Origin of the sequence: Cytobacillus sp. FSL H8-0458, from assembly GCF_038002165.1 — a bacterium.
Taxonomy (GTDB): Bacteria; Bacillota; Bacilli; order Bacillales; family Cytobacillaceae; genus Cytobacillus.
On the sequence record NZ_JBBOBR010000001.1, the window covers coordinates 1,287,590 to 1,312,306 of the forward strand.

23 protein-coding genes and 1 pseudogene are annotated in these 24,717 nt (G+C 41.5%); 17 read left to right on the top strand and 7 right to left on the bottom strand.

The genetic code is table 11. From position 1 onward, the window contains the following. The first annotated feature begins 79 nt into the window (after positions 1 to 79). The 8 genes and pseudogenes from NYE23_RS06315 to NYE23_RS06350 all read left to right on the top strand — a co-directional run bounded on the left by NYE23_RS06315 (position 80) and on the right by NYE23_RS06350 (position 7,209). The gene (locus tag NYE23_RS06315; protein WP_341076316.1) at positions 80 to 793 is read left to right on the top strand and encodes a response regulator transcription factor; all 714 of its coding nucleotides are present in this window, start codon (positions 80 to 82) and stop codon (positions 791 to 793) included. After that, positions 783 to 1,808 (top strand): sensor histidine kinase, encoded by a 1,026-nt coding sequence (locus NYE23_RS06320; protein WP_341076317.1) that lies wholly within the window; start codon positions 783 to 785, stop codon positions 1,806 to 1,808. The genes NYE23_RS06315 and NYE23_RS06320 overlap by 11 nt, the downstream gene beginning before the upstream one ends. 176 nt (positions 1,809 to 1,984) lie before the next feature. Beyond that, a pseudogene (locus NYE23_RS06325) lies at positions 1,985 to 2,107 on the top strand (GIY-YIG nuclease family protein); the annotation flags it as partial. 111 nt (positions 2,108 to 2,218) lie between these two features. Continuing rightward, positions 2,219 to 2,902, top strand: a complete 684-nt coding sequence (locus NYE23_RS06330) for a GntR family transcriptional regulator (RefSeq protein ID WP_341076321.1) — start codon at positions 2,219 to 2,221, stop codon at positions 2,900 to 2,902. Positions 2,903 to 2,929: 27 nt separating this feature from the next. Next, positions 2,930 to 3,979 (top strand): NAD/NADP octopine/nopaline dehydrogenase family protein, encoded by a 1,050-nt coding sequence (locus tag NYE23_RS06335; protein WP_341076324.1) that lies wholly within the window; start codon positions 2,930 to 2,932, stop codon positions 3,977 to 3,979. Between the two features lie 29 nt (positions 3,980 to 4,008). After that, complete coding sequence (locus NYE23_RS06340) at positions 4,009 to 4,587, top strand: hypothetical protein (RefSeq protein ID WP_341076325.1); 579 nt, start codon at positions 4,009 to 4,011, stop codon at positions 4,585 to 4,587. A 33-nt stretch (positions 4,588 to 4,620) separates the two neighbouring features. Continuing rightward, positions 4,621 to 5,433, top strand: a complete 813-nt coding sequence (locus NYE23_RS06345; RefSeq protein ID WP_341076327.1) for an energy-coupling factor transporter transmembrane component T family protein — start codon at positions 4,621 to 4,623, stop codon at positions 5,431 to 5,433. A 24-nt stretch (positions 5,434 to 5,457) separates the two neighbouring features. Continuing rightward, positions 5,458 to 7,209: an ABC transporter ATP-binding protein gene (locus tag NYE23_RS06350; RefSeq protein ID WP_341076328.1), complete on the top strand. Its 1,752-nt coding sequence runs from the start codon at positions 5,458 to 5,460 to the stop codon at positions 7,207 to 7,209. Between the two features lie 94 nt (positions 7,210 to 7,303). Here the strand turns inward: NYE23_RS06350 and NYE23_RS06355 are convergent, their stop codons facing one another. Further along, positions 7,304 to 8,560 carry a dicarboxylate/amino acid:cation symporter gene (locus tag NYE23_RS06355; protein WP_341076329.1) on the bottom strand — a complete coding sequence of 419 codons (1,257 nt, stop codon included), beginning with the start codon at positions 8,558 to 8,560 and terminating at the stop codon, positions 7,304 to 7,306. A 441-nt stretch (positions 8,561 to 9,001) separates the two neighbouring features. Here NYE23_RS06355 and NYE23_RS06360 point away from each other — a divergent pair, with 441 nt between their 5' ends. Continuing rightward, positions 9,002 to 9,892 carry a Vgb family protein gene (locus tag NYE23_RS06360; protein ID WP_341076331.1) on the top strand — a complete coding sequence of 297 codons (891 nt, stop codon included), beginning with the start codon at positions 9,002 to 9,004 and terminating at the stop codon, positions 9,890 to 9,892. A 490-nt stretch (positions 9,893 to 10,382) separates the two neighbouring features. Here NYE23_RS06360 and NYE23_RS06365 read toward each other — a convergent pair whose 3' ends face one another. Then, positions 10,383 to 10,886: a DinB family protein gene (locus NYE23_RS06365; protein WP_341076332.1), complete on the bottom strand. Its 504-nt coding sequence runs from the start codon at positions 10,884 to 10,886 to the stop codon at positions 10,383 to 10,385. Between the two features lie 187 nt (positions 10,887 to 11,073). On the opposite strand from NYE23_RS06365, the gene NYE23_RS06370 reads away from it, so the two are divergent. After that, the gene (locus NYE23_RS06370) at positions 11,074 to 12,183 is read left to right on the top strand and encodes a tetratricopeptide repeat protein (RefSeq protein WP_341076335.1); all 1,110 of its coding nucleotides are present in this window, start codon (positions 11,074 to 11,076) and stop codon (positions 12,181 to 12,183) included. Between the two features lie 31 nt (positions 12,184 to 12,214). Here the strand turns inward: NYE23_RS06370 and NYE23_RS06375 are convergent, their stop codons facing one another. After that, positions 12,215 to 12,796 (bottom strand): biotin transporter BioY, encoded by a 582-nt coding sequence (locus NYE23_RS06375; RefSeq protein WP_341076337.1) that lies wholly within the window; start codon positions 12,794 to 12,796, stop codon positions 12,215 to 12,217. A gap of 133 nt (positions 12,797 to 12,929) precedes the next feature. Between NYE23_RS06375 and bioD the strand changes: the two genes are divergently transcribed. Together bioD and bioA are read left to right on the top strand one after the other, a co-directional pair. Beyond that, positions 12,930 to 13,613, top strand: a complete 684-nt coding sequence (bioD, locus tag NYE23_RS06380; RefSeq protein WP_341080620.1) for a dethiobiotin synthase — start codon at positions 12,930 to 12,932, stop codon at positions 13,611 to 13,613. Next, a complete protein-coding gene (bioA, locus tag NYE23_RS06385) occupies positions 13,606 to 14,967 on the top strand; it encodes an adenosylmethionine--8-amino-7-oxononanoate transaminase (RefSeq protein WP_341076338.1) in 1,362 nt (453 codons plus the stop codon). Before bioD ends, bioA begins: the two co-directional genes overlap by 8 nt. A 41-nt stretch (positions 14,968 to 15,008) precedes the next feature. On the opposite strand, the gene NYE23_RS06390 is transcribed toward bioA, so the two are convergent. From NYE23_RS06390 to NYE23_RS06405, 4 genes are all read right to left on the bottom strand, one after another. After that, positions 15,009 to 16,046, bottom strand: coding sequence for a GIY-YIG nuclease family protein (locus NYE23_RS06390; RefSeq protein WP_341076340.1), 1,038 nt, complete (start codon positions 16,044 to 16,046; stop codon positions 15,009 to 15,011). 355 nt (positions 16,047 to 16,401) lie between these two features. Continuing rightward, on the bottom strand, positions 16,402 to 18,033 hold the full coding sequence (locus NYE23_RS06395; protein WP_341076342.1) for a VWA domain-containing protein: 1,632 nt from the start codon (positions 18,031 to 18,033) through the stop codon (positions 16,402 to 16,404). Positions 18,034 to 18,240: 207 nt separating this feature from the next. Further along, positions 18,241 to 18,396, bottom strand: coding sequence for a hypothetical protein (locus NYE23_RS06400; protein WP_341076343.1), 156 nt, complete (start codon positions 18,394 to 18,396; stop codon positions 18,241 to 18,243). 380 nt (positions 18,397 to 18,776) lie between these two features. After that, positions 18,777 to 19,631 carry an STAS domain-containing protein gene (locus NYE23_RS06405; RefSeq protein ID WP_341076345.1) on the bottom strand — a complete coding sequence of 285 codons (855 nt, stop codon included), beginning with the start codon at positions 19,629 to 19,631 and terminating at the stop codon, positions 18,777 to 18,779. Positions 19,632 to 20,132: 501 nt separating this feature from the next. Between NYE23_RS06405 and NYE23_RS25250 the strand changes: the two genes are divergently transcribed. The 5 genes from NYE23_RS25250 to NYE23_RS06425 all read left to right on the top strand — a co-directional run bounded on the left by NYE23_RS25250 (position 20,133) and on the right by NYE23_RS06425 (position 24,714). Next, positions 20,133 to 20,297 (top strand): hypothetical protein, encoded by a 165-nt coding sequence (locus NYE23_RS25250; protein ID WP_445662583.1) that lies wholly within the window; start codon positions 20,133 to 20,135, stop codon positions 20,295 to 20,297. Continuing rightward, positions 20,294 to 20,665 carry a glycoside hydrolase family 30 beta sandwich domain-containing protein gene (locus tag NYE23_RS25255; protein WP_445662584.1) on the top strand — a complete coding sequence of 124 codons (372 nt, stop codon included), beginning with the start codon at positions 20,294 to 20,296 and terminating at the stop codon, positions 20,663 to 20,665. Before NYE23_RS25250 ends, NYE23_RS25255 begins: the two co-directional genes overlap by 4 nt. A gap of 626 nt (positions 20,666 to 21,291) precedes the next feature. Beyond that, positions 21,292 to 22,317, top strand: coding sequence for a LacI family DNA-binding transcriptional regulator (locus NYE23_RS06415; protein WP_341076347.1), 1,026 nt, complete (start codon positions 21,292 to 21,294; stop codon positions 22,315 to 22,317). 107 nt (positions 22,318 to 22,424) lie between these two features. Further along, positions 22,425 to 23,741 (top strand): ABC transporter substrate-binding protein, encoded by a 1,317-nt coding sequence (locus NYE23_RS06420; protein ID WP_341076350.1) that lies wholly within the window; start codon positions 22,425 to 22,427, stop codon positions 23,739 to 23,741. Positions 23,742 to 23,817: 76 nt separating this feature from the next. After that, complete coding sequence (locus NYE23_RS06425) at positions 23,818 to 24,714, top strand: carbohydrate ABC transporter permease (protein ID WP_341076351.1); 897 nt, start codon at positions 23,818 to 23,820, stop codon at positions 24,712 to 24,714. Positions 24,715 to 24,717: the final 3 nt, after the last annotated feature.

The following is a 24,717-nucleotide window of genomic DNA, read 5'->3' on the forward strand; positions in this document are numbered from 1 at the left end:
TTGTTAAAATAAAACTATAATCAATCCAATATTGTAATCTTGAATTAAATTCATAGACAATGAAAGCAGGTGTCATTAAATGAAAGACATTCGTGTCCTAATTGCTGATGATGAAAAAGAAATTAGAGATTTATTAAAAAAATATATTGAACGTGAACTATATTTAGCAGATGTGGCAAGGGATGGGGAGGAAGCCCTGTCTTTGTTTGAACAAAATACTTATAACCTGATAATATTGGACCTTATGATGCCAAAAATTGATGGAATTGAAGTATGCAGAAAACTAAGAGAAAAGACAAATGTGCCAATACTTATGCTTACTGCGAAGGACCATGAAGCTGACAAAATAGTAGGATTGAGTATTGGGGCAGATGATTATATTACAAAACCTTTTAGTGTAAATGAGGTTATGGCAAGAATTAAGGCACTAATGAGAAGATTTCTTGTTCTAGGCAGCGACAGTGGAAAAGAAGAGAAACCATTACTAAAATATAAAGATCTATCGATTGATGTGAAGAGATATATTGTATACATATCTGGAAAAGAAATAACACTTACTGCAAAAGAGTTAGAGTTACTCAAATTTATGGCATCAAATCCAGAACAGGTCTTTACAAAGGCTCAGTTATTCAGAAACGTTTGGGGCAATAATTACTTAGAAGATGATAATACCGTTATGGTTCACATAAGAAAGCTTAGAAAAAAAATAGAAAAGGATCCATCTAATCCGGAATTTATTCAAACTGTTTGGGGAATAGGATATAAATTTGTAGGTGAGAAAGATGAGTCATAGAGTCACTTTTCTTTTTTTTCTTCAGCTTACCCTGATTGGTACTAATCTAATATATGACTGGCAAAACCAAGATCTCAACCCATTTAAAATTGTTACCTATGTTTTTCTAATTGGTGTGACTGTAATACTTATTGTTATTCAGTACAAATTCTATAAAAATTTAAAGCAAATTATTCATGTGGTTAAGCGTACTTTAAATGGGAATTTAACGACAAGAATCTTAGTTAATGAAGCTTCTTCAACTTTTATCAAAATGGTTTTTTTAATAAATGAACTGATAGAAAAGCTAGAGAAAATACAGGTTGAGACCATTCAAACCCATGCAGCGAGAAAAAGCTTGTTATCCAGCATATCGCACGATATTCGCACACCGCTTACCTCAATTATAGGCTATTTAGATGCTATAAAAGATGATATAGCAGCTACTGAAGAAGAGAAAAAGGAATACTTTAACATTGTTTCAAAGAAGTCTAATAATTTAAAACAACTAATTGATGAAATATTTAATATGGCTAAACTGGATGCAGATGAAATTCCATTGCAACAAGAAATTATTGACTTATCTGAAATAGCCAGGGAACTAATAATCGAATATTTGCCGGAAATTAAAAAAAATGAATTAGATATAAATATAATTATCCCTGAAAAAAAGTGCCTTATAATGGTAGATCGGCTAAGTATCGATAGAAGTATTAATAATATCTTAAAAAACGCAATACTTTACGGGAAAAAAGGAAAAAAATTAGGGGTAGAGATTATAGAAAAGGAAAAAGAATACCAATTGCTAATTTGGGACAAGGGACCTGGGATACAAAAAACAGAATTAGATAAGGTGTTTGAGAGAATGTATAGAGGAGACCAGTCGAGAAACTCAGGACTTTCCGGAAGTGGTTTAGGGCTATCGATAGCCAAAGCATTAATCGAGAAAAATCAAGGGAAGATTTGGGTTGATAGTACCCCTTATATTAGGACTACATTTGGAATAGCGTTTGACAAAGTAAAAGGTAAGTTTTGAATGTATGATGTCTGTGGGTCTCGTCTGCAGAGAAGTTTTCTTCATTACTTCCCTATGACCTTCTTTCTTTTTTTCTAGTATATCTTACGTATAAACAAAGAGAAATGAACAATAGCAGTAGATTTAGGTAAGGCTCAAGCCTTATAGTTTGAGATATTCAATTTTCTTTACGAAAAGAGCCTTGGAAGAAGAAGGATGATCCGTATTTCAATGAGAAGGAAGCGCTGGAGAAGCTGGAGGAAAAGTGGCTGGAGGAGCTGCAGCCGATTGGGGATAAAGGCTATAACAAGAAGAAATGACGCTGTGGATGCCACACGTCAATTTTTTTTGCTGACATAATAGATGTAATATTTTGAAAATTAAGCAATAAAATATAACTGTATACAATTATACTATGGGGAGGTGGGGCATTGAACAAGAATATAGCTCCAGTAAGGATTTCAGCAAAAGACTACGCCTATCAGGAAATAAAAAGGCGAATACTGAAGTGTGAATATAAACCAAATCAGCCCCTTGCGGAAGAGGAGCTGGCAAAAGAGCTGAAAATCAGCCGAACCCCTCTACGGGAAGCCATGCAAAGGCTTGAACTGGAGGAATTGGTCGTCAGACAGACGAATGGGAGGTTAAAAGTTGCACCCGTTTCAGCCCAGGAGGTAAGGGAGCTTTTTCTTGTTCGCAGCATGCTTGAAGGCATTATAGCTGCTGAAGCAGCAGAAAAGTGCACTGAACAGGATGTGAGACAACTATCGTATTTTGCTCACATGATCAAAGAAACAGCTCAAGAGGGAGACATGGAAGCTGTCAGCCAGTTTGGGAGCCAGTTTCATACACATCTTTATGAAGTAAGCCAGAATAAAACAGCTGTAAAGATACTGCACCAGCTTAATGATCATATTATGCGGTACAGGAGGCTCGCCCATTTTATCGATACAAAAGAGACCTCCTATGAGCACGAGGTCATCCTCGATTTTATAGCGAAAAAAGATAAAAAAAATGCTGAAGCTATGATGAAAAAGCATGTTTTAAATGCAATGGAGAAGGCCGTAACCGCTCTTGAACAATCTGAAGACACCATGAATGAGAGTGGAAACTAAAGAGTTTTAGAGAGAAAGGGGGATTCTATGTCGTTTGCAGTCATTGGGGCTGGCAACACAGGGCAAGCCATTGCAGGTTATCTGTCTTTACATGGAGAGGAGGTGAAATTATATAGCAGAGATTCCCAAAAAGCAGATAGGATTTCCAGTAACGGGCTTAGCTTAAAGGGAGTGTATTCAGGTAAAGTTTCATTAAAAGCTTCTGCCCATCTGAAGGAAGTTACGGAAGAAGCTGAATTTATCATTATCACAACGATCGCCGCCGGACACAAGCCCATTTTTCAGCAGCTAAAGCCTTTATTAAAAGACCATCAAACCGTGGCCATCTTCCCGGGGTATTGGGGAGCGGTCGAATGCAAAAACATCTTAGGCAAGACATTTGAAGATAAAAAAATAACGATTGCAGAGACAAGTGCCATGCCTTTTGTTAGCAAAGCAGACAATAATGGCACCGTCCATATCAGCAAAGTAAAGCAGAATGTACTAATTAGCTCTATTTCAAATCCCGCAAACACTCCGCTCTCACCAAAGTTCTTAAGCACTTTTCCGCAATTAATACCTGCAAAGAATGTCCTTGAAACTTCCATTAATAACACTAATGTTGCGATCCACGCACCAATGGCTTTATTTAATGCCAGCCGGATCGATGCTTCTGAAGAATTCTTATTCTATCCTCAAGGTGTCTCCCGAAAAACCGTATCATATATTGAGAAACTGGATGAGGAAAGATTGAGCTTAGCAAAGGTGCTGGGGGTAGAGACACAGGATATCCTGACATTATTAAATACCTTCTACAAAACGGACTTTTCTAGTCTGTATAGCGCTCTTCCTGCACTTTTCCCTAAAGGAAACGGACCTGCGTCACTGGAGCACAGGTATGTAACAGAAGATATTCCCTATGGACTTGTTCCGATATCGGAATTAGCAAAGTTAGCCGGAAAGAATACACCTTACTCAGACGCAATTATCGAAACAGCCTCACTGTTAACGGACAGGGATTTCCGAAAGGAAGGCGTTAATTTTAGCGGATTAACAAGGGAGGGGATACAAGCACTTGGAGGGGTTATTCACTCTTAATTAGGTTTATAAACTGAGGGGGTAATAATATGGGCCAGTTGGAAATGAACAATCAGGTGCAGCAGTTAAAGAGAAGAATTACAGCTGTTGATTTAATTACCATTGTCATCTTCGCTGTACTGTATAGGGTTCTTTGGTACTTCTTTAAGTTTGCCGGAATTGTTTTCCCTTTTAATCATACCTTTGTCTATCTATTCTGTGCCTTTTGCCTGGTTCTTTGCTGGGTCATTGTCAGGAGGCCTTATGCATCGTTTTACTATACTGTCGCCTGGTGCGCCATTAACTTTTTCATCCAGGGAGAGATCCCGGTTTACTGGGTATTGGTCGTCATCGCTCCGCTCCTTCCCGAACTCTACCTGAACATGAGTAAAAAAGCCTTTAGTAACCCGGAGGATATTTATTCAAGCACAAAACATTTAATAATTGCTGCAGTTCTTTACAACGTCGTTTATGAAGCGTTTGTCTGGTGGAGCATTGTCAGCGTCATGAAAATCCCAGTGCCGTTTCATTTAATTGGAATTGTGTTTGCTATTTCTATTGCGGGCATGGTCATCGGGACATTATTAGGCAAGAAGCTTGGTACACGGATTAAAACGGTTATGGGCTAGAATCAGTTCATGCATTCCCAGGAGGTGTGATAATTGGCAGCCATTGACTTCGTATCAAATTTAGATGAAGACACTTGGGTTCATAAGCTGGATCCAAGGGCAAAGTTATTTATGATTTTGGGCTTTGTGATCATACCGCTTTTATTTATGGATCCTCGTTACTTAACAGGCATACTGCTCTTGGGAATGGTATTGTGGTTTTCGGCAAGAATCAAGATAAAACCGATTCTTCCTTTACTTGTGACCATCTTAATTCTGGCGATGTCAGCCATCGTGTTTGCGACCTTTTACAATTACAATCAGCCAGATGCAGCTGTTCTTTTCTCCATAGGCTCCCTTCAGGCAACAGATGTCGGCCTTTATTCAGGGTTAATCCTGGGGTATCGGATTGGCATTCCCTGTTTTATGACGATTATTATCATCTCCACAACAGACCCGGCTCTGCTGGCTAAAGGCCTGATGAAGATGAAGGTGCCGATCAACGTAGCATTCATGTTCCTTGGCACTTTACGGTTTTTCCCGCTGGTCTTTGAGGAACTTACGAACATTTCCAATGCGCAAACCATAAGAGGTGTTAATAAAAAAGGGCTGAAAGGCAGCTGGAACAGCTTTAAATTGGCTGTGTTTCCTCTATTAATAAACTCTTTGCGGAAAAGCCGGACAATGGGGCTGGCTGTTGAAAGCAAGGGCTTCAGCAAAATGGCCTGGAAAGAATACTATCAGGATATGAAATTAACAAAAAGAGATTGGCTGGCAATCGCTGTAACTATTCTATTCTTTGCTGCTGCCATCTATATTCGGTACGTTCTGGGACTGGGAGGGACCAATTCCATTGTTTACAGCTAAATCTCTTTAGAAAGGAGTGAAGAAATGGCTGGCAATCCAATTGTGGATATAAAAGGACTCAGTTTTTCTTATCCAGGCACAGAAAAGAACGCACTGGCTGATATCAATCTGGAAATTAACAAGGGTGAATTTGTTCTTGTCTGCGGAACAAGCGGAAGCGGAAAGACGACTCTAGCGAAATGTCTGAACGGAATCATCCCCCACCTGGCTGAAGGGCAGGTATCAGGGAATATTGTCATCAATGGGAAGAACACTCAGCAAGTTCCGATGCATGACCTTGCCAGCGAGATCGGCATGGTCTTTCAGAATCCAGAGGATCAGATTTTCTCCATACGAGTGGAGGATGAAATTGCCTTTGGAGTGGAATGCCAGGGCTATCAGCAGGGAGTCATCCGTGAAAGAGTTCACTATGCACTGAAAAAACTGCGGCTCGAAAACATTAAAAAGCAAATTACCTTTTCATTATCCGGCGGTCAAAAGCAAAAAGTCTCCATTGCCAGCAACCTGGCTATGCTTCCGTCTATCCTTATATTAGATGATCCCACAACCGATCTGGATCCGGTCAGCAAGCAGGAAGTAATGGACATTCTCATGGAATTGAAAGAGGAAATCGATACAACCTTTATCATTATCGAACATGATTTAAACGATTTGATCGAAGCCATTGATAGAGTAATAATTATGCACGAGGGATCAATTCTTTATAATGGAGTACCGAGCGAAGTTTTTTATGCTCACTTTGATGAACTGGACTCACTCGGAATCAGAATACCGGACCATATCAGATTGGCTAAATACCTGCTCGATACAGGACATCATAGTCATTCTAATCCCATTTCTAAGAAAGAGGTTAATGAATGGGTAAAAGAACTGCTGGGATCTGGAGAATTAGCCTTTCCGCACCATCAGGCCGAATTAAAAAATGTGAACGGAGAGTGCGTGGCTAAGCTGGAAGGTGTAAATTTCAGCTATCAAAAGGGCAAACAGATTCTTTATGATATAAATCTTAAAGTGCAAAAAGGCGAGTTCCTGGCGATTGTCGGGCACAATGGCTGCGGAAAATCTACTTTAATGAAAAACTTAATTGGGCTGCTGAAGCCCAGTCAGGGTTCTGTCATGATTAATAATAAAAATACGAAAAAACATAAAGTGCAGGATATTATATTGGATATCGGCTATGTTTTTCAAAACCCTGACAATCAGCTTTTCTGCAATTCCGTAGAAGAGGAAGTGGAATTCGGTCTCATCAACCGGGGCTACAGCAAAGAAGTGATTGAAGAACAAGTAGAGCTGGCCATTCAAACAGTGGGGTTACAGGAGAAAAGAAGGAATCATCCTTTTTCACTCAGCAGAGGTGAAAGGCAGCGGCTGGCAGTAGCCACCATGCTTGTATCAAACCCCAAAATCATCCTCCTGGATGAACCGACTACCGGCCAGGATGAGCAGAGCCTAAAAGCTCTATTAACGCTAATGAATAAACTGATCAATGAAAAGGATGCTACGATTATCATGATTACACATGATATGGAGGTAGTTGCCCAATATGCAAGCCGGGTAGTGGTCATTGATGAGGGAAAAATCGTACTAGATGGGGATCCGAGTGAAGTATTTTTCAAAAGCTGCCAAAAGCTGCATTCACTAAAACTAAAGCCGCCAATTATCTCTCAGTTTTCGGCAGATTTAGCAGTTGAGGGTTTTCCTAAGGTTACAAATTGGAATATGTTCAGCAGTCATATTATTAATTCTGATAGGTTCGGGAAAAAATCTATTATTTAATTGATGAAAGGGCATTGGAGGGATTCCGGTGTCTTTTAAAATAAAAGGGCTGGAATGATCCGAGTTCATTCCAGCCCCCTTTAATATTTACATGTTATTTTGCGAGCAATGACTCCTTAAGCCAATTCTTCCCTTCAACAATCCGGCTGACCATCATGGCCGAAACCGTGTTGCCGGCGGAATTCAGCAGGGTAGCTGGCGCATCAATGATGGTAGAAATAACAGCGATGATCGGCAGCACTTCAGGAGGGAAGCCGAACACACTCAAAATCAGCATTTCGCCAATCATTCCGCCGCCAGGGATGGCTCCCATAACAGCCCCCACCAGGAATGAAACAGCCAGGATAGTAAGGATGCTTGTCATACTTGACATGTCTTTTCCAAACAAGCTGAACAGGAACACAATCTTAAACACCCCGCCAAGAACAGAACCATCTTTATGTGTGTTGGCCCCAAGCGGGATCATGGTTTCCGCGATATCCTGCGGAACGCCCATCTTTCTGACAGCTGCAAGGTTAATCGGAATACAAGCTGCACTCGAGCATGTGGCAATCGCACTGACAGAAGGAGTGATCGCATTTTTCCAGAACACCTTGACCCCATCTTTTCCGCCAGCCGCAAAGGCATACAGCGTAAAGAAACCAAAGAAGTAGATTAGCGTTAATACCAGATAAAGAACAAACACACGTACATATCCGCCGAGAATCTGCGGGCCAAGCTCACCAATGATCGTCGCGAAGTAGCAGCCGAGACCGATTGGCGCATAGTACATCACAAATCCAACGATCTTCATCATGACGGCTGAACCGGATGAAAGCAGGTTTGCAATCGGCTTGCCTTTTTCACCGGACATCGCAGTTGCCAGTCCGAATAAGATGGAGAACACAATCAGCTGCAGCATGTTATTCTTCGAGAACAGCATCTGGAAATCAGGAACCGTGAAGGCCTGAACCAGCTGCCCCAGGAACGTGACTTCTTCTGCCTCAGGATCGATGGCCGCCTCCGTCATAATGCTCTTAATAGCAGAGACGTCTGTATCTTTGAGCGGATCCACAATGGAAATACCGATGAAGCCCAGGATGGCGGAAATAATAGCCGTAATAAAAAACACGGTGAAAATCCCGGCCATGATCTTCCCAAGCCTTTTCATTCCGCCCATATTCGCAAGGCTCGATGCGATGCTAAAAAAGACGAGCGGCACAATGATCATAAATAATAAATTTAAAAATAAATCCCCAAACGGCTTTACAACCGCAGTCTTCGGGCCAAAAACCACTCCGGCAACTCCGCCGATCAGGATGGAGAGGAGCAGGAAGATGGTTAGTTTGTAATTGGCAAAAACCTTTTTCATGATGTCTCAACCTTTCTATGTATTTCAACACTCTATTATATAATTAAATCGTGCCTCAAAAGAAGGCTGATGGAATAATTCTTTATATTCTGTCTGATTTCCCTCTTTTAGCCAAGCACCATTTGACATCAGTCAGTATATATCTTACAGTGAAATTATCCAAAAGTTGAAAGGGTGAAGAAAAGCACATGATCTTTTAATTCTGGCTTAAGAGAAAATCGATGTTACAGCCTCAGGTTTAGTTCCAAAACGTGTTGGAATGGGCTTTTAGTTATCGATTGTTTTTCTGAGACAGGATTAATGTGTGTGCTTTTTGACTTGAAAGCAGGCTGTGAATAGCCTATTTAAGTCTATATTTGTGCCGCACTGCCTCTTGTCTCGGAAAAACGGGATAGGAGGCTTTTTGTTTGGGTAAAAATTTTGGTGTTCGGAGGGAGCATGATGGAATTTACATTACAGGAAATAAATCTTGTCAGTAAAAATACAGGCCCATATGGTATCGCTGTTTCAGACAAGGGAGAGGTCTGGTTTACACAGCATAAAGCCAATACGATTAGCTGCATCGGATCGGAAGGGGAAATGACAGAGTATCCGCTGCCGACACCGGATGCAAAGGTCATGTGTGTACTGGTGTCGTCAAAAGGTGAAGTCTGGTTTACCGAGAATGCAGCAAACTGCATTGGGAGAATAACGAAGGAAGGCACTATTCAAGAATACCCCTTGCCCAATTCAGATTCAGCTCCCTATGGAATTACGGAAGCTCCGGCTGGAGATATCTGGTTTACCGAAATGAATGGAAACCGTATTGGGCGGATTAAGGATGATGGTTCTATCACTGAATATAATCTTCCAGCTCAAGGCTCGTACCCGGCATTTATAACGCTGGGATCTGATGGTGCTCTATGGTTCACAGAAAACCAAAATAATGCCATCGGAAGAATTACGGAAAATGGAGAAGTGACAGAATTTAAAGTTCCTACACCTGCTTCCGGGCCGGTTGGAATTACGACTGGAAACGATGGTGCACTCTGGTTTGTGGAGATTATCGGCAACAAAATTGGACGTATTACTACATCTGGAGAAATCACAGAATTTGAAATTCCATCCCCGAACGCCAGGCCGCATGCCATCACAGCAGGAGAAGGGAACGACTTATGGTTCACAGAGTGGGGAGCAAATAAGATTGGAAGAATTACAGCCAACGGGATTATTGAGGAATATCCGATTGAAACTCCAAATGCTGAACCGCATGGCATTTCAAGCTTCGATGGGAAGACCATCTGGTTTGCTCTGGAAAGAGATAGAATTGGGAAAATCATTAGAATCGATTAATTGCACAAAGTGTCATTTCTCTGAAAAGGAAACGGAAATAATAGAAAATGAATAGGTCTTGAGATACTTGCTGTAGATATTTTATTTAGAAGTGGAAAAATGGTCGCCATCCATTGAATGATGATCTTTTGCTACTCTTGTCGTCACAATTATTGTCGCAGCCCAATCTGGCAAAAATAAAAACGACTACCCCACCCTGATTTGGCCGTCGGGTGGTGGAACTAGTCATTTCATATCGCGACCTCAGCCACCGCAAACTTATACTGCGGAGTAGCTAAGATGGAGACTTGGGTGTGACAGCACCCAAGTCTTTATTTTAAGTAGTTTTATATTATAATATACAAATAAATTCTAATCATCTAGTGTTCTGATTAGTTAAGCCTACCGCTTCCCATTCCGCCTGCTTACTAATTGTCCTCATTAAAGCAAATTAATATTTCTATATTAAATTTGCTGCCAAATAGAAAAACGCTCGGCAATCTCGAGCGTTTTATTGCGGCGGAGTTGTAACGCCTAAATTAATCCAATCCTCTTTTGGCGGACCATAAACCCCAAAAGGCTTTAAACCTGCCTGGCGGATGAGAATGGTTAATTGGCCGCGATGATGAACAATGTGTTTAATTAAACCCATCAAAATCTGGGCATTGGTTTCCTCTCTTCCGAAAGCCTTCTGTGTCTGGCTCAATGAGTCATCTGTCCATTGCTGTTCGATCGCCAGTGCCGCTTCCTCACTCAGCTTTTTAAATGTATCCGCAATTTCTTTTGCCGAAGCGGGGACATTTTCTTCATTTTCAGCCTTCTCCATTTTTAGCCCGAAATGAGTTAAATAATCAGGAATATTCGTGGTGAAATGCCAGGCAATTCGCCCTAAGGTGCGTCCTTCGGGATAGACCTGCTGCTTTAAAGAATCGTCTGTTAAACCGTCCAGTACCTTTTGCGTCAGCATTGCCTCTCTGTTCCATTCTTTAATAAAATCTGAGACTGTAACGTACATGAAGCATCCCTCCGTTCATAGGATATATTATAAAACATTTGTTCGTATTTTTCAAGGAGTTCTTCTTGTTAAAAGGTTTATAAATGTTACGAAATTTTCACAATTCATTCGACAATATTCGCGCGAAACTGGCCGCTGATTTCTATATAGTGAAAAGTGTTACGTTTTAAAAGATTGGGGTGTAAAGATGAGAACTTTAAAGATAAAAGACTTAACCCTGGACGCGCTGGAAGAACTGGAACATGATTTTCATGAAAACGGGGAAAAAAGCGATTACGGCTATTACATGCAGCTGATTATCCTCTATGAAACGATGTATAAAAAGCTTACAAATCTCGCCAGAAATAATGGCCCCTATTATGATGCCTCACTTCAGCAAACTAAAAAACTGCTGATATCTTATCTTATTAAATATGGAACCTACCTAAAAATGAATCACTTCAGGGATGATGGTGATGCTGTAGAGTCACTGCTTAAGGCGATTAGAGTGGAGCAAAAGCTCCCAATTGCTTATTACCTTCTTGGCTGCCTTGCCTATAAACATGGCAAATACGGTTCAGCTGTCCGCTATTTCCAGCAGGCCCTGAGTAAGCAGCTGCTGGATGACCCAAGCTACAGCCTCAATCAGCAGCAGGAATTCCATGCCCATATGTATTTGGCCAATAGCGGGCTGCATGTCGCTGGCGAGGCCTATGAGACGTTGGGAAAACTCCCATATCCGGATCAGCTTCCGAACGCAGAACTGTCTCCATTATTTGAAGCATTATCAGCCAATGAATCTTATTTACATAACCATGCCTACTACAAAGTGACAAAAAATAAAACCGAAACATGCTCAAAGGAAGCTTGCGAAGATTTCTATGAAAACAGTGAAGCGGGTGAGCTGGTTCTGTACTTTAATGACCGTGAAAATATTCTTTTATTTAATGGGGAGGATGCCATCATCACGCCAACCCAGGCGAATATGATCAGACATTTCATGCTGTCCTCCAGCAAGGAGAATCCGTGTACAAGAATCACCATGCGCGACTTCTTCGGAAGAACGGGGAGTGATGGGGAAGTGAAAAAGAGCACCTTCACCAAATCAATTGAAAGGCTCAGGGGAAAATTACGGCTTTTTGATATGCCTGAGATGATTGATGTAACTGAACACAGGGGAGAGACAGCTTATTATTTTAATGGAATCCATCCATATACCGTCCTGTTTAGGGTGGATGATGCTTTTGCGAATGAGTATGTGAACTCAAAATGCATGAATGAGGAGCCTAATGAGCGGTTATTTAAAACTGCTCATTAGGCTCCTTTACATGAAGAATCAAAAATGGCTGTCACATATCGGTGTGAAGATGATGTGTCCTTCCAAGTGCCTGTTTCAGCTTCGGAACGAGGATAAAGGATAAAGCCGTTACAGCCAGGTCGAGAGGAAAATAGGCAAGCATCCAGCCCCAGGCCATACCGTAGCTAAATCCTGCCGGTGCATCTGCCCAAAGTAGAAGAGCAAAATACATCCAGTTGGTTCCAATTATGTAGTTGCAAAAAAGGCTTAAAGTTCCTGCCATAAAATAATGCTTTTGTTTAACCAGCTGAGAATCCCCAACCCATTTTCCAGTAACATAAGCAACAGCCACAAAAGACAGCACAAAGCCGAAGGTCGGGCTTAATAACTGGGCAGGGCCACCTTTAAACTGTGCAAAAACAGGAGCGCCTATTAAACCAGCAAACACATAGACCAGCATAGCAATTGATCCTTTTCTGCTCCCTAACACTGCCCCGGCTAAAATAGCAAAGAGAAGCTGTAAAGTAATAGGAACACTCCCAATCATGAGAAATGGGGACAGATTTGCACCAATGCCCATTAAAGCCGCAAAAAGGCCGCAAATAACCAAATCCTGAGTCTTTAAATCTTTCATATGAACCTCCTTTTATGTCAACCGTATATGATTTTAAGTTAACAATAAGTTGAATATAATATTCTCATATGTTAACTTAATTGTAAATATGGTTAACACATAAAAAGGAGGAATAGTTATTAGAAGTCTCTTTATTACAGGCACAGATACGGATGCAGGAAAAACGACAGCTGCCGCTCTTCTTTTAGCCTATTTAACAAAGAAAGGCATCCAGGCGGCTGCCTATAAGCCTGTGCAAAGCGGAGCTGAAATCATTGAAGACGTACTTTCTGCACCAGATGTTGAGTTTTATAAACTGGCCAATCCGGAAGCAGCAGCTTCCACTACATATCTATTAAAAAAACCATGTTCCCCGCATCTGGCAGCAAGGGAAGAGGAAGTAGAAATAGAGGTTAACAAGATCATTGAGCATTATCAGCAGCTGTCAAGGGAGAATGAATTTGTATTGATAGAAGGTGCTGGGGGAGTCATGGTTCCTTTAAGGGACGATGGATACAGCATGCTTGATTTAATGAAAGAACTGTCCGCTCCAGTTGTGATTGTGGCAAGGACCGGGGTAGGCACAATCAACCACACCGTTCTGACAGCTGAAAGATTAAAACAAGAAGGGATAAATGTGATCGGCATTATCATGAATCAGATGAAAATAGAGGATACAAAGGTTGAGCAGGACAACATACGAATGATTGAGCTTATGACCAGGGTGCCTGTTTTAGGAATGATCCCCTATTTAGAAAATCCAGTATCTGCTTTTGATGATTCAGAAATGCTTGAACATCTATTTTCAAAGCTGATGGAGGTGGACAGGAATGAATGAGCAGGCAAATCTTTTTGAAAGCAGCATGAAGCATCTATGGCTTCCGTTTACACAAATGACAGACTATGAGAGGGATCCGCTGATCATTGAAAGCGGGGAAGGGATCATTCTGAAGGATATTAATGGGAAGGAATATCTGGATGGCTACTCCTCACTTTGGCTAAATGTGCACGGCCACCGGAAAAAGGAATTGAATGAGGCGATATTGGAGCAGCTTGATTTAATCGCTCATTCCACACTTTTAGGAGCAGCGAATGTTCCTGCCATCCGGCTTGCTGAGAAGCTTATAGAGATCACACCGGCGAATTTGCAGCGGGTATTTTATTCTGATTCCGGAGCAACTTCAGTAGAAATCGCCATCAAAATGGCCTATCAATATTGGCAAAATAAAGGAAAACAAAAGAAAAAGAAATTCGTCACGCTCACGAACAATTATCATGGAGATACCATTGGAGCCATCAGTATCGGGAATGTTGATTTATTCCACCGCGTGTATGGATCATTAATGTTTCCAACCTTAAAAGCTCCTTTTCCTCTCCAATACCGCAGTCCTTATTCAGGTGAAGCAGAAGTTAAAGAAAGGGCATTAACAGACCTAAGAGCCATTTTCCGGGAACATCATGAAGAAATTGCAGCCATAACACTTGAACCGCTTATCCAGGGGGCAGGCGGTATGAATGTCATGCCTGGCGGCTATCTTAAAGGGGTTGAAGAGATGTGTCGTGAATTCAATATCCTTTTCATTGTGGATGAGGTAGCGACAGGCTTTGGCCGGACAGGAAAGATGTTTGCAGTCGAGCATGAAGGCGTTCAGCCGGATATCATGACCGCTGCAAAAGGGATCACAGGCGGTTATCTTCCGCTTGCTGCCACACTCACGACAGAGGAAATTTATCAGGAGTTTTATGGGGAATATGAAGAAATGAAAACCTTCTTCCATGGGCATTCCTACACAGGCAATCAGCTCGGATGTGCTGTAGCCCTGGCCAACCTGGAAATCTATGAAAAAGAAAACCTGGTAGAACAGGCCGCAAGAAAAGCAGAAGCCATTCAATCTGAATTAGCTGCATTAAAAAGCCTCACACATGTGGGAGACATTCGCCAATTAGGACTGATGTGCGGCATTGAGCTGGTTCAGGATAAAGAAACAGGGCAGCCTTTCCCATGGGAAAAGCGGATGGGCTATCATGCCACACTGGAAATGAGAAAAAGGGGCATGCTGACAAGACCGCTTGGGGATGTAGTCGTCTTTATGCCGCCGATGGCGAGTACTGATGATCAAATCAGGAAAATGATTCAAATCATGAGAGATTCGATTGAAACCGTGACTGAAAAGAAAAGGTCGTTTGTTTGAGAGAAGACCATTCGAATAGAAGGTAAGTAGAAACAGCCCCCTTATTCATTTTTATAAAGGGGGCTTGAAGTATTGTTTAGTAAATTCACCAATGCCAGATCCAGGGAGGAATGATTCTCAGGTTCCAGCCAGTTTTCCGGAACGATGAGATAAGAGCAGCTGCCGCTGTGTAAATAACGGTAAATAATATGAGCAGCATCGATTTCGTGTCTGCTAACCTCTCCGGCAGCAATTGCTTCATCATTTTTAAAATAAGCTAAAATGTTCGTTTTTATTTTTTCGCTAATGTTGCTTGCTTCTGCATAACACTGGCTGAACAGAATATCCGTCCTTTTAATAAGGAACAGTTTAATCGTTGTATCTGTTAATCTTTCGATAGCGGCGATATTATAATTTTCTTCGGTGAATTCGATGACTTTTTCTTTTTTTAGCAGGGAGCTTACTGCCTGTATATGATCCCGATAGGCGGACGCCGCTTCAAACTCAAAGTTTTCTGAGGCATTCAGCATCATTTGATTCATGTCTTCTAAAATACTCATATCAGTGCCTTTCAGAAAATCCATAAACCTGTCCAGGATGTCATTGTACTGCTGTTCCGCAGGTCCCCCAAGACACCGTCCAAGGCATAAACCTAAGGAATAATTCAGGCAGGCAGAGCTCGTTCCGTTGGAATTGCTGCAATTCAGCTTAAAGCATTCCTTTAACCCCCGGATAGCTCTTTCCACATTTCTTCGGCTTGTATAAGGGCCAAAATAAACCTTGCCGTCATTCTCATTGGGATTAAAGACGATATCAATTTTACGGTTCCTGCCGGTAAGGCAGATCGCGATGTAAATGAATGACTGCGGACTCTTCATCATTCGATTATAGAGCGGCTTAATGCTTTTAATTAATTGGCATTCAAGCATAAAAGCCTCGAATTCAGTATCTGTCAGGATATAGTCAAAATCCCTTAAGTGCTTGACCAGCTTATTAATTTTTGGAGAATGGTTGGTAGAGTTCCGGAAATAAGACTGAACCCGGTTCTTTAGATTCTTCGCCTTCCCCACATACAGAATTTGACCCTGCGAATCCTTCATCAGATATACGCCTGGAGTTAAGGGCATGTGTTTCACCTTGTCAGGGAGATTAATAGCCATTCATTCCTTTACTAGAATATATATTTAGTATTTTATCATGGGATGGGATTTGGCAGCTATTTCTCTGATTCAACGTCAGGGGATAAGTTAAAATAGTTTAATAATTTTCAAAAAACACTCAATGCAACCCCGTTAACCTGGGCTACATAACATATATGAATGCGCTATCTATACAGAGGGGTCAACGATGGTTACAAGCCCAATTCGAGCAGCATAATGCCATAATTAACATTTATGTTAAGAAAAAATAGCTGATTTGAAATCAAATCAGCTATAGTACAAATTTATTAATATATTATTGGTTACTATTTGGAACAATATTTACAGAATCACAGCCCAGAAAATCTAGACCGTTAATCTCTCCACCCAAGCATCCCTGGGTATCGGATGGATCCAGGTTCGTTTCTGTGAATTCGAATTGATAAACCTTGTCTTGATACCCGTCAGAATTCACGTTTTCCAGGTGTCCGATTCCTCTTACAGGTGCTGCATCTCCAATAACTGAAGGGGCATCTCCAAACCGAACAGTGCTGTCATTTACTTTGGTTACATCAAAAGCAGAGCTGCCCAGCAAAGCAACCGGTATTTTACCTCTCGAATTAGCACCAAAACTATTAGGGAAGCTTCCAGGTTTAATATCAATGATCGCTGTAATCGGCTGCCATTGTTTAGTGACAGATTGAGTTAGCACGTGACAAACATTATCCTGCAATGGAACAGTTGCTTTAATGGTATCAATAGATGCTTCATTGTTTGTATAAGAGAAGGTTACTTGTCCCGTTGAATCTGTTACTCCCACTCCATTGGCTGGCATTGGATTACTAGGATCGCCATCTACTATACTAGCTCCTCCTGTAACTTCAAAATTGACTGTAACACCGCTCACTGGAATGCCAAAGTCATCAGTAACGGCAGCAGTTACCATATGGCTTGTCCCTACAATGTTGGAAGCAGAATCCGGAGTCAGTACAAGCTTAGCTGCACAGCCCCTTACTGTCACTGGAGGATTTGGAAAGCTGACAGTGTGGCCTTCAGAATCGAAGTAGGAAATGTTATCATTAATAAATTTTATCCCGCCACATTCTTTATCATTATGGGTTACTGTAAAAGTTAGATTCACTATCTCTGTCTGTAATTCATCAATAGTCCAAATGATTGTGTTACCACTGGCAGTTGCCATACCTTTAGAAGCGTTTACATTACTTACAGAAAATTCACTGTTTACAACATCAACGAGCTGGATATCTGTTCCTGCAGGGACGGAGATAGCTGCGCCAATCTCCTCGAAAATTCTTTCAAGTTCACTGGAATCAGGTGTAATCACAACATGCTCACTATCTGGATCTGTAGCCCAATTATTTAAAGAAGTAACGTCAACAGAACCAAGACCAATTACATAGATTTCAGTTCCTGCTAATCTAGCAGCCGCTGCATCATCATCAGCACTTCCGCCTGCAGTAGTTTGGCCATCAGTGAACATGATGATCACCTTTTTACTGCCAGGATTGGATGCAGAAAGCTGCTGCTGGGCAAGCTGAAAAGCATGTTCGTGGTTAGTCGCACCTCCAATAGCTAAAGAATTTATAGCTGTTTTAACCTGATTGGCATTAGAGGTTAAAGGCTGATTCACAAGTGCGTTTGTTTCAAAGCTTACGACGCCAACCCTGCTTCCATTTGCAATGATACCGTCTACGGTCCCATCGGTTGCTTCATCAAGAATGTCCACAAAAGTATTAGCTCCTGTTTTAAGATCTGCAAATGGCTGACCTAACATACTGCCTGATCGATCAAGGACCAGCATAATATCGGTTGGAGAGCCAGCAATACCGGTCTGCCCAATCAGCTGCAGCATTACTTGAGCTGATCCTCCACAGGGAATTTCAAACGGCGAAATAATCTTATTACCATTTACACTTCCATTTGCCAATATAATTACCTCCTATTAAAATTTTGAATTCATGAATTCTTTACTAGATTATTCATAAGAGAGTTTTTGGAAACGGAAACAAGCCTAAATGGAGAAAAAATGTGCATAAAAACTACAAAAAAAATCAAATTATTGATTAAGCAAAAATGTATTTGTTTAGTTTGTTTGAAAAATGTTCATACAGCAATAAAAGTTCCCTGACACTATTTAATGGTTTCTGGAAACTCCAAGTCTAAATCTTATATAAGAATGAGGAGGCTGATTTAAACCGAATTGGCAAATAGGTGACTGTTTTTCCGCCCATCTGGCCTGCTTTTCCACAAAACCTCTCATGAACCCAATGGCAATTTTGGCTGCAGCCATTTCATTAAGCTCCCGAACGGCTAAGGTTTGGTGCACCACACGCAAGGCTTGAGGGAGAATTCGCCATCCAAAGCTTAATTCAAAAATTCCCGAATATGAAAGGACGAGCTCGAATGGAGGCAAGGTATGATTGTTAGAGGGGTGAAGGAAATTCCGCTTCGATGAAACCAGATTCAATCAAAAAACTGCACCTCCACTTGGTAGACGCATTTACAGTGGAGGTGCAGTTTTTGTTTGGATCAATTTAAAGTGCGCAAGTGAAAAACAAGCTTTTTAAAAACAACCTTAAGGGGCTGGAGGACATAGAACCATATGGAGACCATTTGTGTTAAAGCCTGGTCCATTTAATACTTCACAGATTAGTTGTTTTTAATTCAGAGTTATTTTTCTGATAATACAGACTGTTTGAAGCCTAAATCAGCTAACGCCTGCTCTAGCGTTTTGTGAATCCTGGTTAAGCCAAAGTCTAATCCTAACCTGGTGATAGTATGGGCGATTGAAGGGTGTATCCCTGTCACACTTATTTTAACCCCAATCAGCTTTAACGCATTGATAATCTGTAAAAGCAAATTGGCAACAAAACTATCAATGAGTGTGACTCCTGATAAATCGATGATAAGGTTTTGAAGTTTAAGGCGCACTGATTCTTGTAATGAAGCGTTCATAATGAGCCTTGCCCGATCTTCGTTAATGGAACCGATAACTGGCAGGACTGCAATATTCTTTGAAATGGGGACAATAGGTACAGAGAGTTCTTCCAATTCTGAATAAACCGTCTTTAACCGGCTGGCAGTATGCTTTTCGTGAACTTCTCCTGTTATTCCATAAATATTGTCAAGAAGCAGGTCGAATCTTTCTATTATTTTAAGCAGGGTATGGCAGCTAATCCGTTCTTGCTCTAATTCTTCCGTAATTATTTCCCAAATGACTAATCGAAACAAAGACATAAGCCTTAAAGACAGTGATAAAGAAACATTATATTTGATTGATAATTCTGCCGCTTCTGCAGCACACTTATTTACACTGGAAAAAACAGATTGCTGGTCCATATACAGAGATTCTCCAAAGTGTCCCATTATTTCAGATCTGAATCTCAGACACTTAGACTCTGGTACATGAAAACTTTCACTATGTTCATCTAAATATTCTTGGATATAAAGACAAAGTCTTCTAGCTAAATGATGCCTATTTTCAAAAATCCGCTTACCAGCATATTGTACCTCTTCATTATTCATTGCAAATCTCCTCAAGTTCCAAATTAGACAATCATTCTATCCCTGAACCGAGGGGTAATGGCGTGGCGTTAAATATTTTTCCTCATGCAGTTACTTGTGAAAATCAATCAAAAACAAATGGGAATTGTCTAAGATATTAAAGACTCGTGGTGAAGGGAAATACAAATAGTAATCATTTTATACGTGGATAAGCTTTCGGGGGGATGTGAAAATATTAAAATCTTATAGAGTCACCTTAACATACATACCTGATAAAAACTATAAATTGAAGGGAGAAAGATCAAACTTTATACGCGATGGAAGAGGAAGGAGTGAAAATCTGGGGAATCACCATTCAGAACGAACCAGAAGCCAGTCAGGTCTGGGACTCCTGCCAGTACACAGGTGCAGAATAGAAAAACATGGCCATGGTGATGTGAAGAGTATCATCTGGGATCATACCGTGATGTCATTTTCGAGAGAGCCCAAGCCGTCCTGTCCGATTCAGAAGCTGCTAAATATGTGTGGGGAACGGGAGTCCATTGGTATGTGTCTGAGGAATTTGAGAATCTCTCCAGGGTGCACGATGCTTTTCCTGACAAGCACTTAATTGTATCGAAGGCGGCCCTCAGGCAGGCGAATGGCATACTGGAGAGCGGTATGGCCGAAACATCATTGGCGACTTGAACAATCATCTGGAAGCATGGATTGACTGGAATCTCGTGCTGAATGAAGAAGGCGGGCCGAATCATGTAGGGAACTATTGTGATGCGCCAGTGATTGTGGATACGAAGAAGGATGAGGTTCACTATAACAGCTCCTACTATTATATTGGGCATTTCAGCAAGTTCATTAAGCCTGGAGCCTGGCGAATTGGCAGCCAGGCATCAAATAACCGCATATTGGCCACCGCCTTTGAGAATATCAATGGTGAAACAGCGGCGGTTTTGATGAATGAGAGTGTCAGCAAAGAAGAAGTTTCTTTATCCTTTAGGAGGGAAAGTATGATGCTTGTTCTTGCGAAGCATTCTATTGCGACGATTATTATTCATTGATAGGTGGGCAGCCCTGATCATATATAGAAAAAAATGAAATCGCAGATTGGAATATACGGCAAAAGCAATTTTTGGATGAGATACAAGTTGGGATAAAGTGTTCATTTGGAGATCGGATGGTGGCAATAAAAACACTGGAGGTGTTATTGCCTTTTGTGAAATTGTATCCGAGCCATACGAAGATGATGAAAACGATAAGGTTCTCAGAATTCTTTGAGAAGCGACTGGCTCCTAATACTGGTATCTTTTACGTCATGGATTAAAAGAACTTCCGGAAATTACGAATTTAATGATCTTTAGAATGCCGCAAAACACGAACTACAGACTAACTGACCAAGATTTTGATCTCCTGTATCAGCTATGGGAATCACCAGAGAAATTGGCTGAAAAACTAAATATGTCAATTGTCGAAAAATATCTCCATTCAATTTAAAATCATGCTGAAAATTTGTAGTAAGGGCCGGACCCCGGCTATGGTCATACGGGACAGGCCCCTTGGCATTTTAAAACTTAGTTAGTCAATAGCAAATATAGTAGTTTAATAATTTTAAAAACTTATTGCACCTCCCAAAAACCTAAGCTATAATAACATCAACGAAAGCGCTTTCGATGCAGAGGGGACAACGATGGTTACAATCTATGATCTTGCGAAGAAAACTGGGTTTTCCAGTACTACAGTTTCAAAAGCTCTTAATAATTACTCTGATGTGAGTGAGAAGACGAAAAAGAAAATTTTAGAAGCGGCAGCCGAGATGGGGTATTTGCCTAACGCCCATGCTCAGTCATTGTCCACAAAAAAATCGTGGACGATTGGTGTGATGTTTGCGGAAGATAATGAAGTGGGCATGAAGCATCCTTTCTTTAATGCCATCATTGAAAGTTTCCGCAAGTTTGTGGAGAGGGAAGGGTACGATCTTATCTTTGCTTCCCGGAACTTACGCAAGAGGGATACGAGTTACTTGGAACATTTCTTGTACCGGGGCGTTGATGGGATTGTGGTCATTTGTTCAGACCCTCATGATCCACAGGTTCAGGAAATGATTAACAGCCACCTTCCGATCGTGGTAATTGATATGACGGATCAGAACTGCAGTGTGGTCTACTCCGATAATATTGAAGGCGGACGGCTTGCCGTGAACTATTTTCATTCATTGGGCCATGACAGGATTGCTCATATTTCCGGAGACCCTGGCATTGATGCAGGCGCCCAGCGAATTAAAGGATTTAAGAAGGCAATGAAAGAGCTGAACCTGCCGATTCGTGAAGAATTCATGGTCAATGGCGGATTTTTCTCGATTAAAGAGGGAAGAGAAGCCATGAACAAGCTTCTTTCACTGGAAGAAAAGCCGACAGCGGTGTTCGTATCCGGTGACCATATGGCGATTGGCGCCATGGAAGCCATCAAGGAAAAAGGGTTAAGGGTTCCTGAAGACATCTCGATCATAGGCTATGATGATATTGAAATGGCCGCATACGTATCACCTAAGCTGACGACGGTTAAGCAGGATACAGACCGGATTGGAGAAGCTGCCGGACAATTATTGGTCAGCCAGATGGATCAAAAGAAGAAGCTGCTGACAAAGGAAGTGATCCCGGTCGAACTGATCATTAGGGAATCATGCACTTCTATAAAAAAAGAAAAAAATGTATGACTCATATATTTTTTAGGGTATTTCGAAACCGGTTTCGGAATTTTTTAACAGCTGTTTTCGAAACCGGTTTCGACAAAATAAATCAACAATAATAAAGGGGGAGAAACATGAAGAAGTTCTTAGGAATTTTGATGTCATTTATTTTGCTCGCAGGGGTGCTTGCAGGCTGCTCTGGAAATTCGGAATCAGCTGGAAGCGAAAAAAAGGACAAAGATGTTGATTTAAAGATTTGGTCTTTTACGGATGAATTGAAAGAACCCATTAAGAAATTTGAAGAAAAGAATGGGGTGACGGTGGAGCTGACCATCGTTCCAATCGCGGATTATCCGACGAAGCTTAAACCTGTTCTTGAAAGCGGTGTCGGAGCGCCTGATGTGTTCACAGGGGAAATTGCTTTCCTTAAACAGTGGGTGGATGCAGGCTACTGGGAGAATTTATCGGGAGATCCATACAATGTGGAAGAGATTAAAGATAAATATGTTCCTTACGTATTTGACTTAGGGAAGGACCAGGATGGAAATGTGAGAGCCCTGTCATGGCAGACAACACCAGGCGGGATTTTCTACAAAAGAAGTATTGCAAAGGAAGTGCTTGGCACGGATGATCCGGCTGTGGTCGGCAAGATGATGGGATCCATGGATGATGTGTTCCAGGTGGCTGAGAAGATGAAAGAGAAAGGCTACAGCATGTTCCCGGATGAAGGATCCATCCGCTGGTTCTCACACGGCCAGAATCCGCAGCCATGGGTGAGCGAAGATGGTGAACTGAATTTAACAGACGAGAAGATCGAGTTTATGGATTATGCAAAAAAGCTTCGTGAGAACAGCTATACAGCCCTTGCTGCTGAATGGTCTCCATCCTGGTTCGAAGCGATGGATAAACCGATCAAGGTGAAAGAAAACGGGAAGGAAAAAGAAACAGAAGTGTTCTCTTATGTTCTTCCGACATGGGGACTTCACAGTGTATTGAAGACAAACGTGAAAGAGTCCGCAGGTGACTGGGCCGTTACCAATGGACCAAGTCCATATTTCTGGGGCGGAACATGGTTAGGTGTCTACCACAAGTCTGAAAACAAAGAGCTTGCGTATGACTTTGTGAAAATGATGACGCAGGATGATGAGTTCCTGACAGAGTGGGCAAAAGAAACTGGGGATGTCCTTGCTTATCAGCCGGTTACAAATAAAATCAAAGATGATTTCAGCAGTGAATTCTTAGGCGGACAAAACAACTATCAATTTTTCCTTGAACAAGCGAAGGAAATTGAGCCTGGCATCGTCACAAAATACGATCAGCAGCTTGATACGTTCTATGGAAATGCGGTTCAGCAATATGTAGACGGCAAGAAGTCGAAGAAGGATGCAATCAAGGAATTCTATCAAAAGGCACAAAACGCTTATCCTGACTTAAAGGTGCCGAAAAAATAAATCTGCTTTCACTAATGCAGGCGGCCTGCTTACCTGGCCGCTTGTGAATCCTAGATGACGAAGGGGGCTCGGGGAAATGAAAAATGTGAATCGCTTCGGCTATCTGTTCATTGCTCCGTTTTGGATCATATTCCTGATTTTCAGTATTTATCCCGTGGCACTGACATTCTATTACAGCTTTACGAACTATTCAGGGAGCGGCCCGGCAGAAGTCGTCGGCCTTGCCAATTATAAGCGCTTGCTGACGGACAGCTACTTTGTCGAAGCTTTCTTCAACACATGGAAGATCTGGGGAATCAACTTTGCTCTTCAGATTGGGTTGGCTCTTGTTCTGGCATTGATCTTTTCTGATATGAGAATCAAGATGAGGGGTTTAGCCTTCTTCCGGTCGATTTTCTATTTGCCAAATTTGATCACCATCAGCTCAGTCGCTTTGCTGTTCGGCATTCTGCTGGATTGGCAGCATGGCTCATTAAATATGATTCTATTAAAAATTGGTCTTATATCAGAACCGATAAATTGGCTGAACGAACCGGCCACGGCACAGCTGTCAGTCTCGCTGATTCTGACGTGGATGTGGTTCGGGCACTCTTTCATCGTCGTCATGGCGGGAGTTTCCGGGATTTCAAAAGATTACTATGAAGCCGCATTGATCGACGGAGCGAACCGCTGGCAGACATTTACAAAGATTACCATTCCATTACTGAAGCCGATCTTATTGTATATCATGATCACGTCCCTGATTGGGGGGCTTCAATTATTCGACCTGCCAATGCTTCTGACAGACGGAATCGGTTCGCCGGATGGATCACTGAATACGATGGTGCTTTATTTATACAATCAAGCCTTTAAGTATAACAATTATGGGTATGCCTCTGCCGTTGCATACGGGTTGTTCATTATTACCCTGATTTTCTCGGCAATGGTGTTTAAAGGTATGTACAGAAATGAACGCAAGCCAAGGCAGGTGTAGAAA

What these genes read in the sequence shown, in the direction of transcription:
- NYE23_RS06315 (WP_341076316.1), top strand. Translation starts at nt 80, where the DNA reads ATGAAAGACATTCGTGTCCTAATTGCTGATGATGAAAAAGAAATTAGA.
- NYE23_RS06320 (WP_341076317.1), top strand. Translation starts at nt 783, where the DNA reads ATGAGTCATAGAGTCACTTTTCTTTTTTTTCTTCAGCTTACCCTGATT.
- NYE23_RS06335 (WP_341076324.1), top strand. Translation starts at nt 2,930, where the DNA reads ATGTCGTTTGCAGTCATTGGGGCTGGCAACACAGGGCAAGCCATTGCA.
- NYE23_RS06340 (WP_341076325.1), top strand. Translation starts at nt 4,009, where the DNA reads ATGGGCCAGTTGGAAATGAACAATCAGGTGCAGCAGTTAAAGAGAAGA.
- NYE23_RS06350 (WP_341076328.1), top strand. Translation starts at nt 5,458, where the DNA reads ATGGCTGGCAATCCAATTGTGGATATAAAAGGACTCAGTTTTTCTTAT.
- NYE23_RS06355 (WP_341076329.1), bottom strand. Translation starts at nt 8,560, where the DNA reads ATGAAAAAGGTTTTTGCCAATTACAAACTAACCATCTTCCTGCTCCTC.
- NYE23_RS06360 (WP_341076331.1), top strand. Translation starts at nt 9,002, where the DNA reads ATGGAATTTACATTACAGGAAATAAATCTTGTCAGTAAAAATACAGGC.
- NYE23_RS06365 (WP_341076332.1), bottom strand. Translation starts at nt 10,886, where the DNA reads ATGTACGTTACAGTCTCAGATTTTATTAAAGAATGGAACAGAGAGGCA.
- NYE23_RS06370 (WP_341076335.1), top strand. Translation starts at nt 11,074, where the DNA reads ATGAGAACTTTAAAGATAAAAGACTTAACCCTGGACGCGCTGGAAGAA.
- NYE23_RS06375 (WP_341076337.1), bottom strand. Translation starts at nt 12,796, where the DNA reads ATGAAAGATTTAAAGACTCAGGATTTGGTTATTTGCGGCCTTTTTGCG.
- bioA (WP_341076338.1), top strand. Translation starts at nt 13,606, where the DNA reads ATGAATGAGCAGGCAAATCTTTTTGAAAGCAGCATGAAGCATCTATGG.
- NYE23_RS06390 (WP_341076340.1), bottom strand. Translation starts at nt 16,046, where the DNA reads ATGAAGGATTCGCAGGGTCAAATTCTGTATGTGGGGAAGGCGAAGAAT.
- NYE23_RS06400 (WP_341076343.1), bottom strand. Translation starts at nt 18,396, where the DNA reads ATGGCTGCAGCCAAAATTGCCATTGGGTTCATGAGAGGTTTTGTGGAA.
- NYE23_RS06405 (WP_341076345.1), bottom strand. Translation starts at nt 19,631, where the DNA reads ATGAATAATGAAGAGGTACAATATGCTGGTAAGCGGATTTTTGAAAAT.
- NYE23_RS06415 (WP_341076347.1), top strand. Translation starts at nt 21,292, where the DNA reads ATGGTTACAATCTATGATCTTGCGAAGAAAACTGGGTTTTCCAGTACT.
- NYE23_RS06420 (WP_341076350.1), top strand. Translation starts at nt 22,425, where the DNA reads ATGAAGAAGTTCTTAGGAATTTTGATGTCATTTATTTTGCTCGCAGGG.
- NYE23_RS06425 (WP_341076351.1), top strand. Translation starts at nt 23,818, where the DNA reads ATGAAAAATGTGAATCGCTTCGGCTATCTGTTCATTGCTCCGTTTTGG.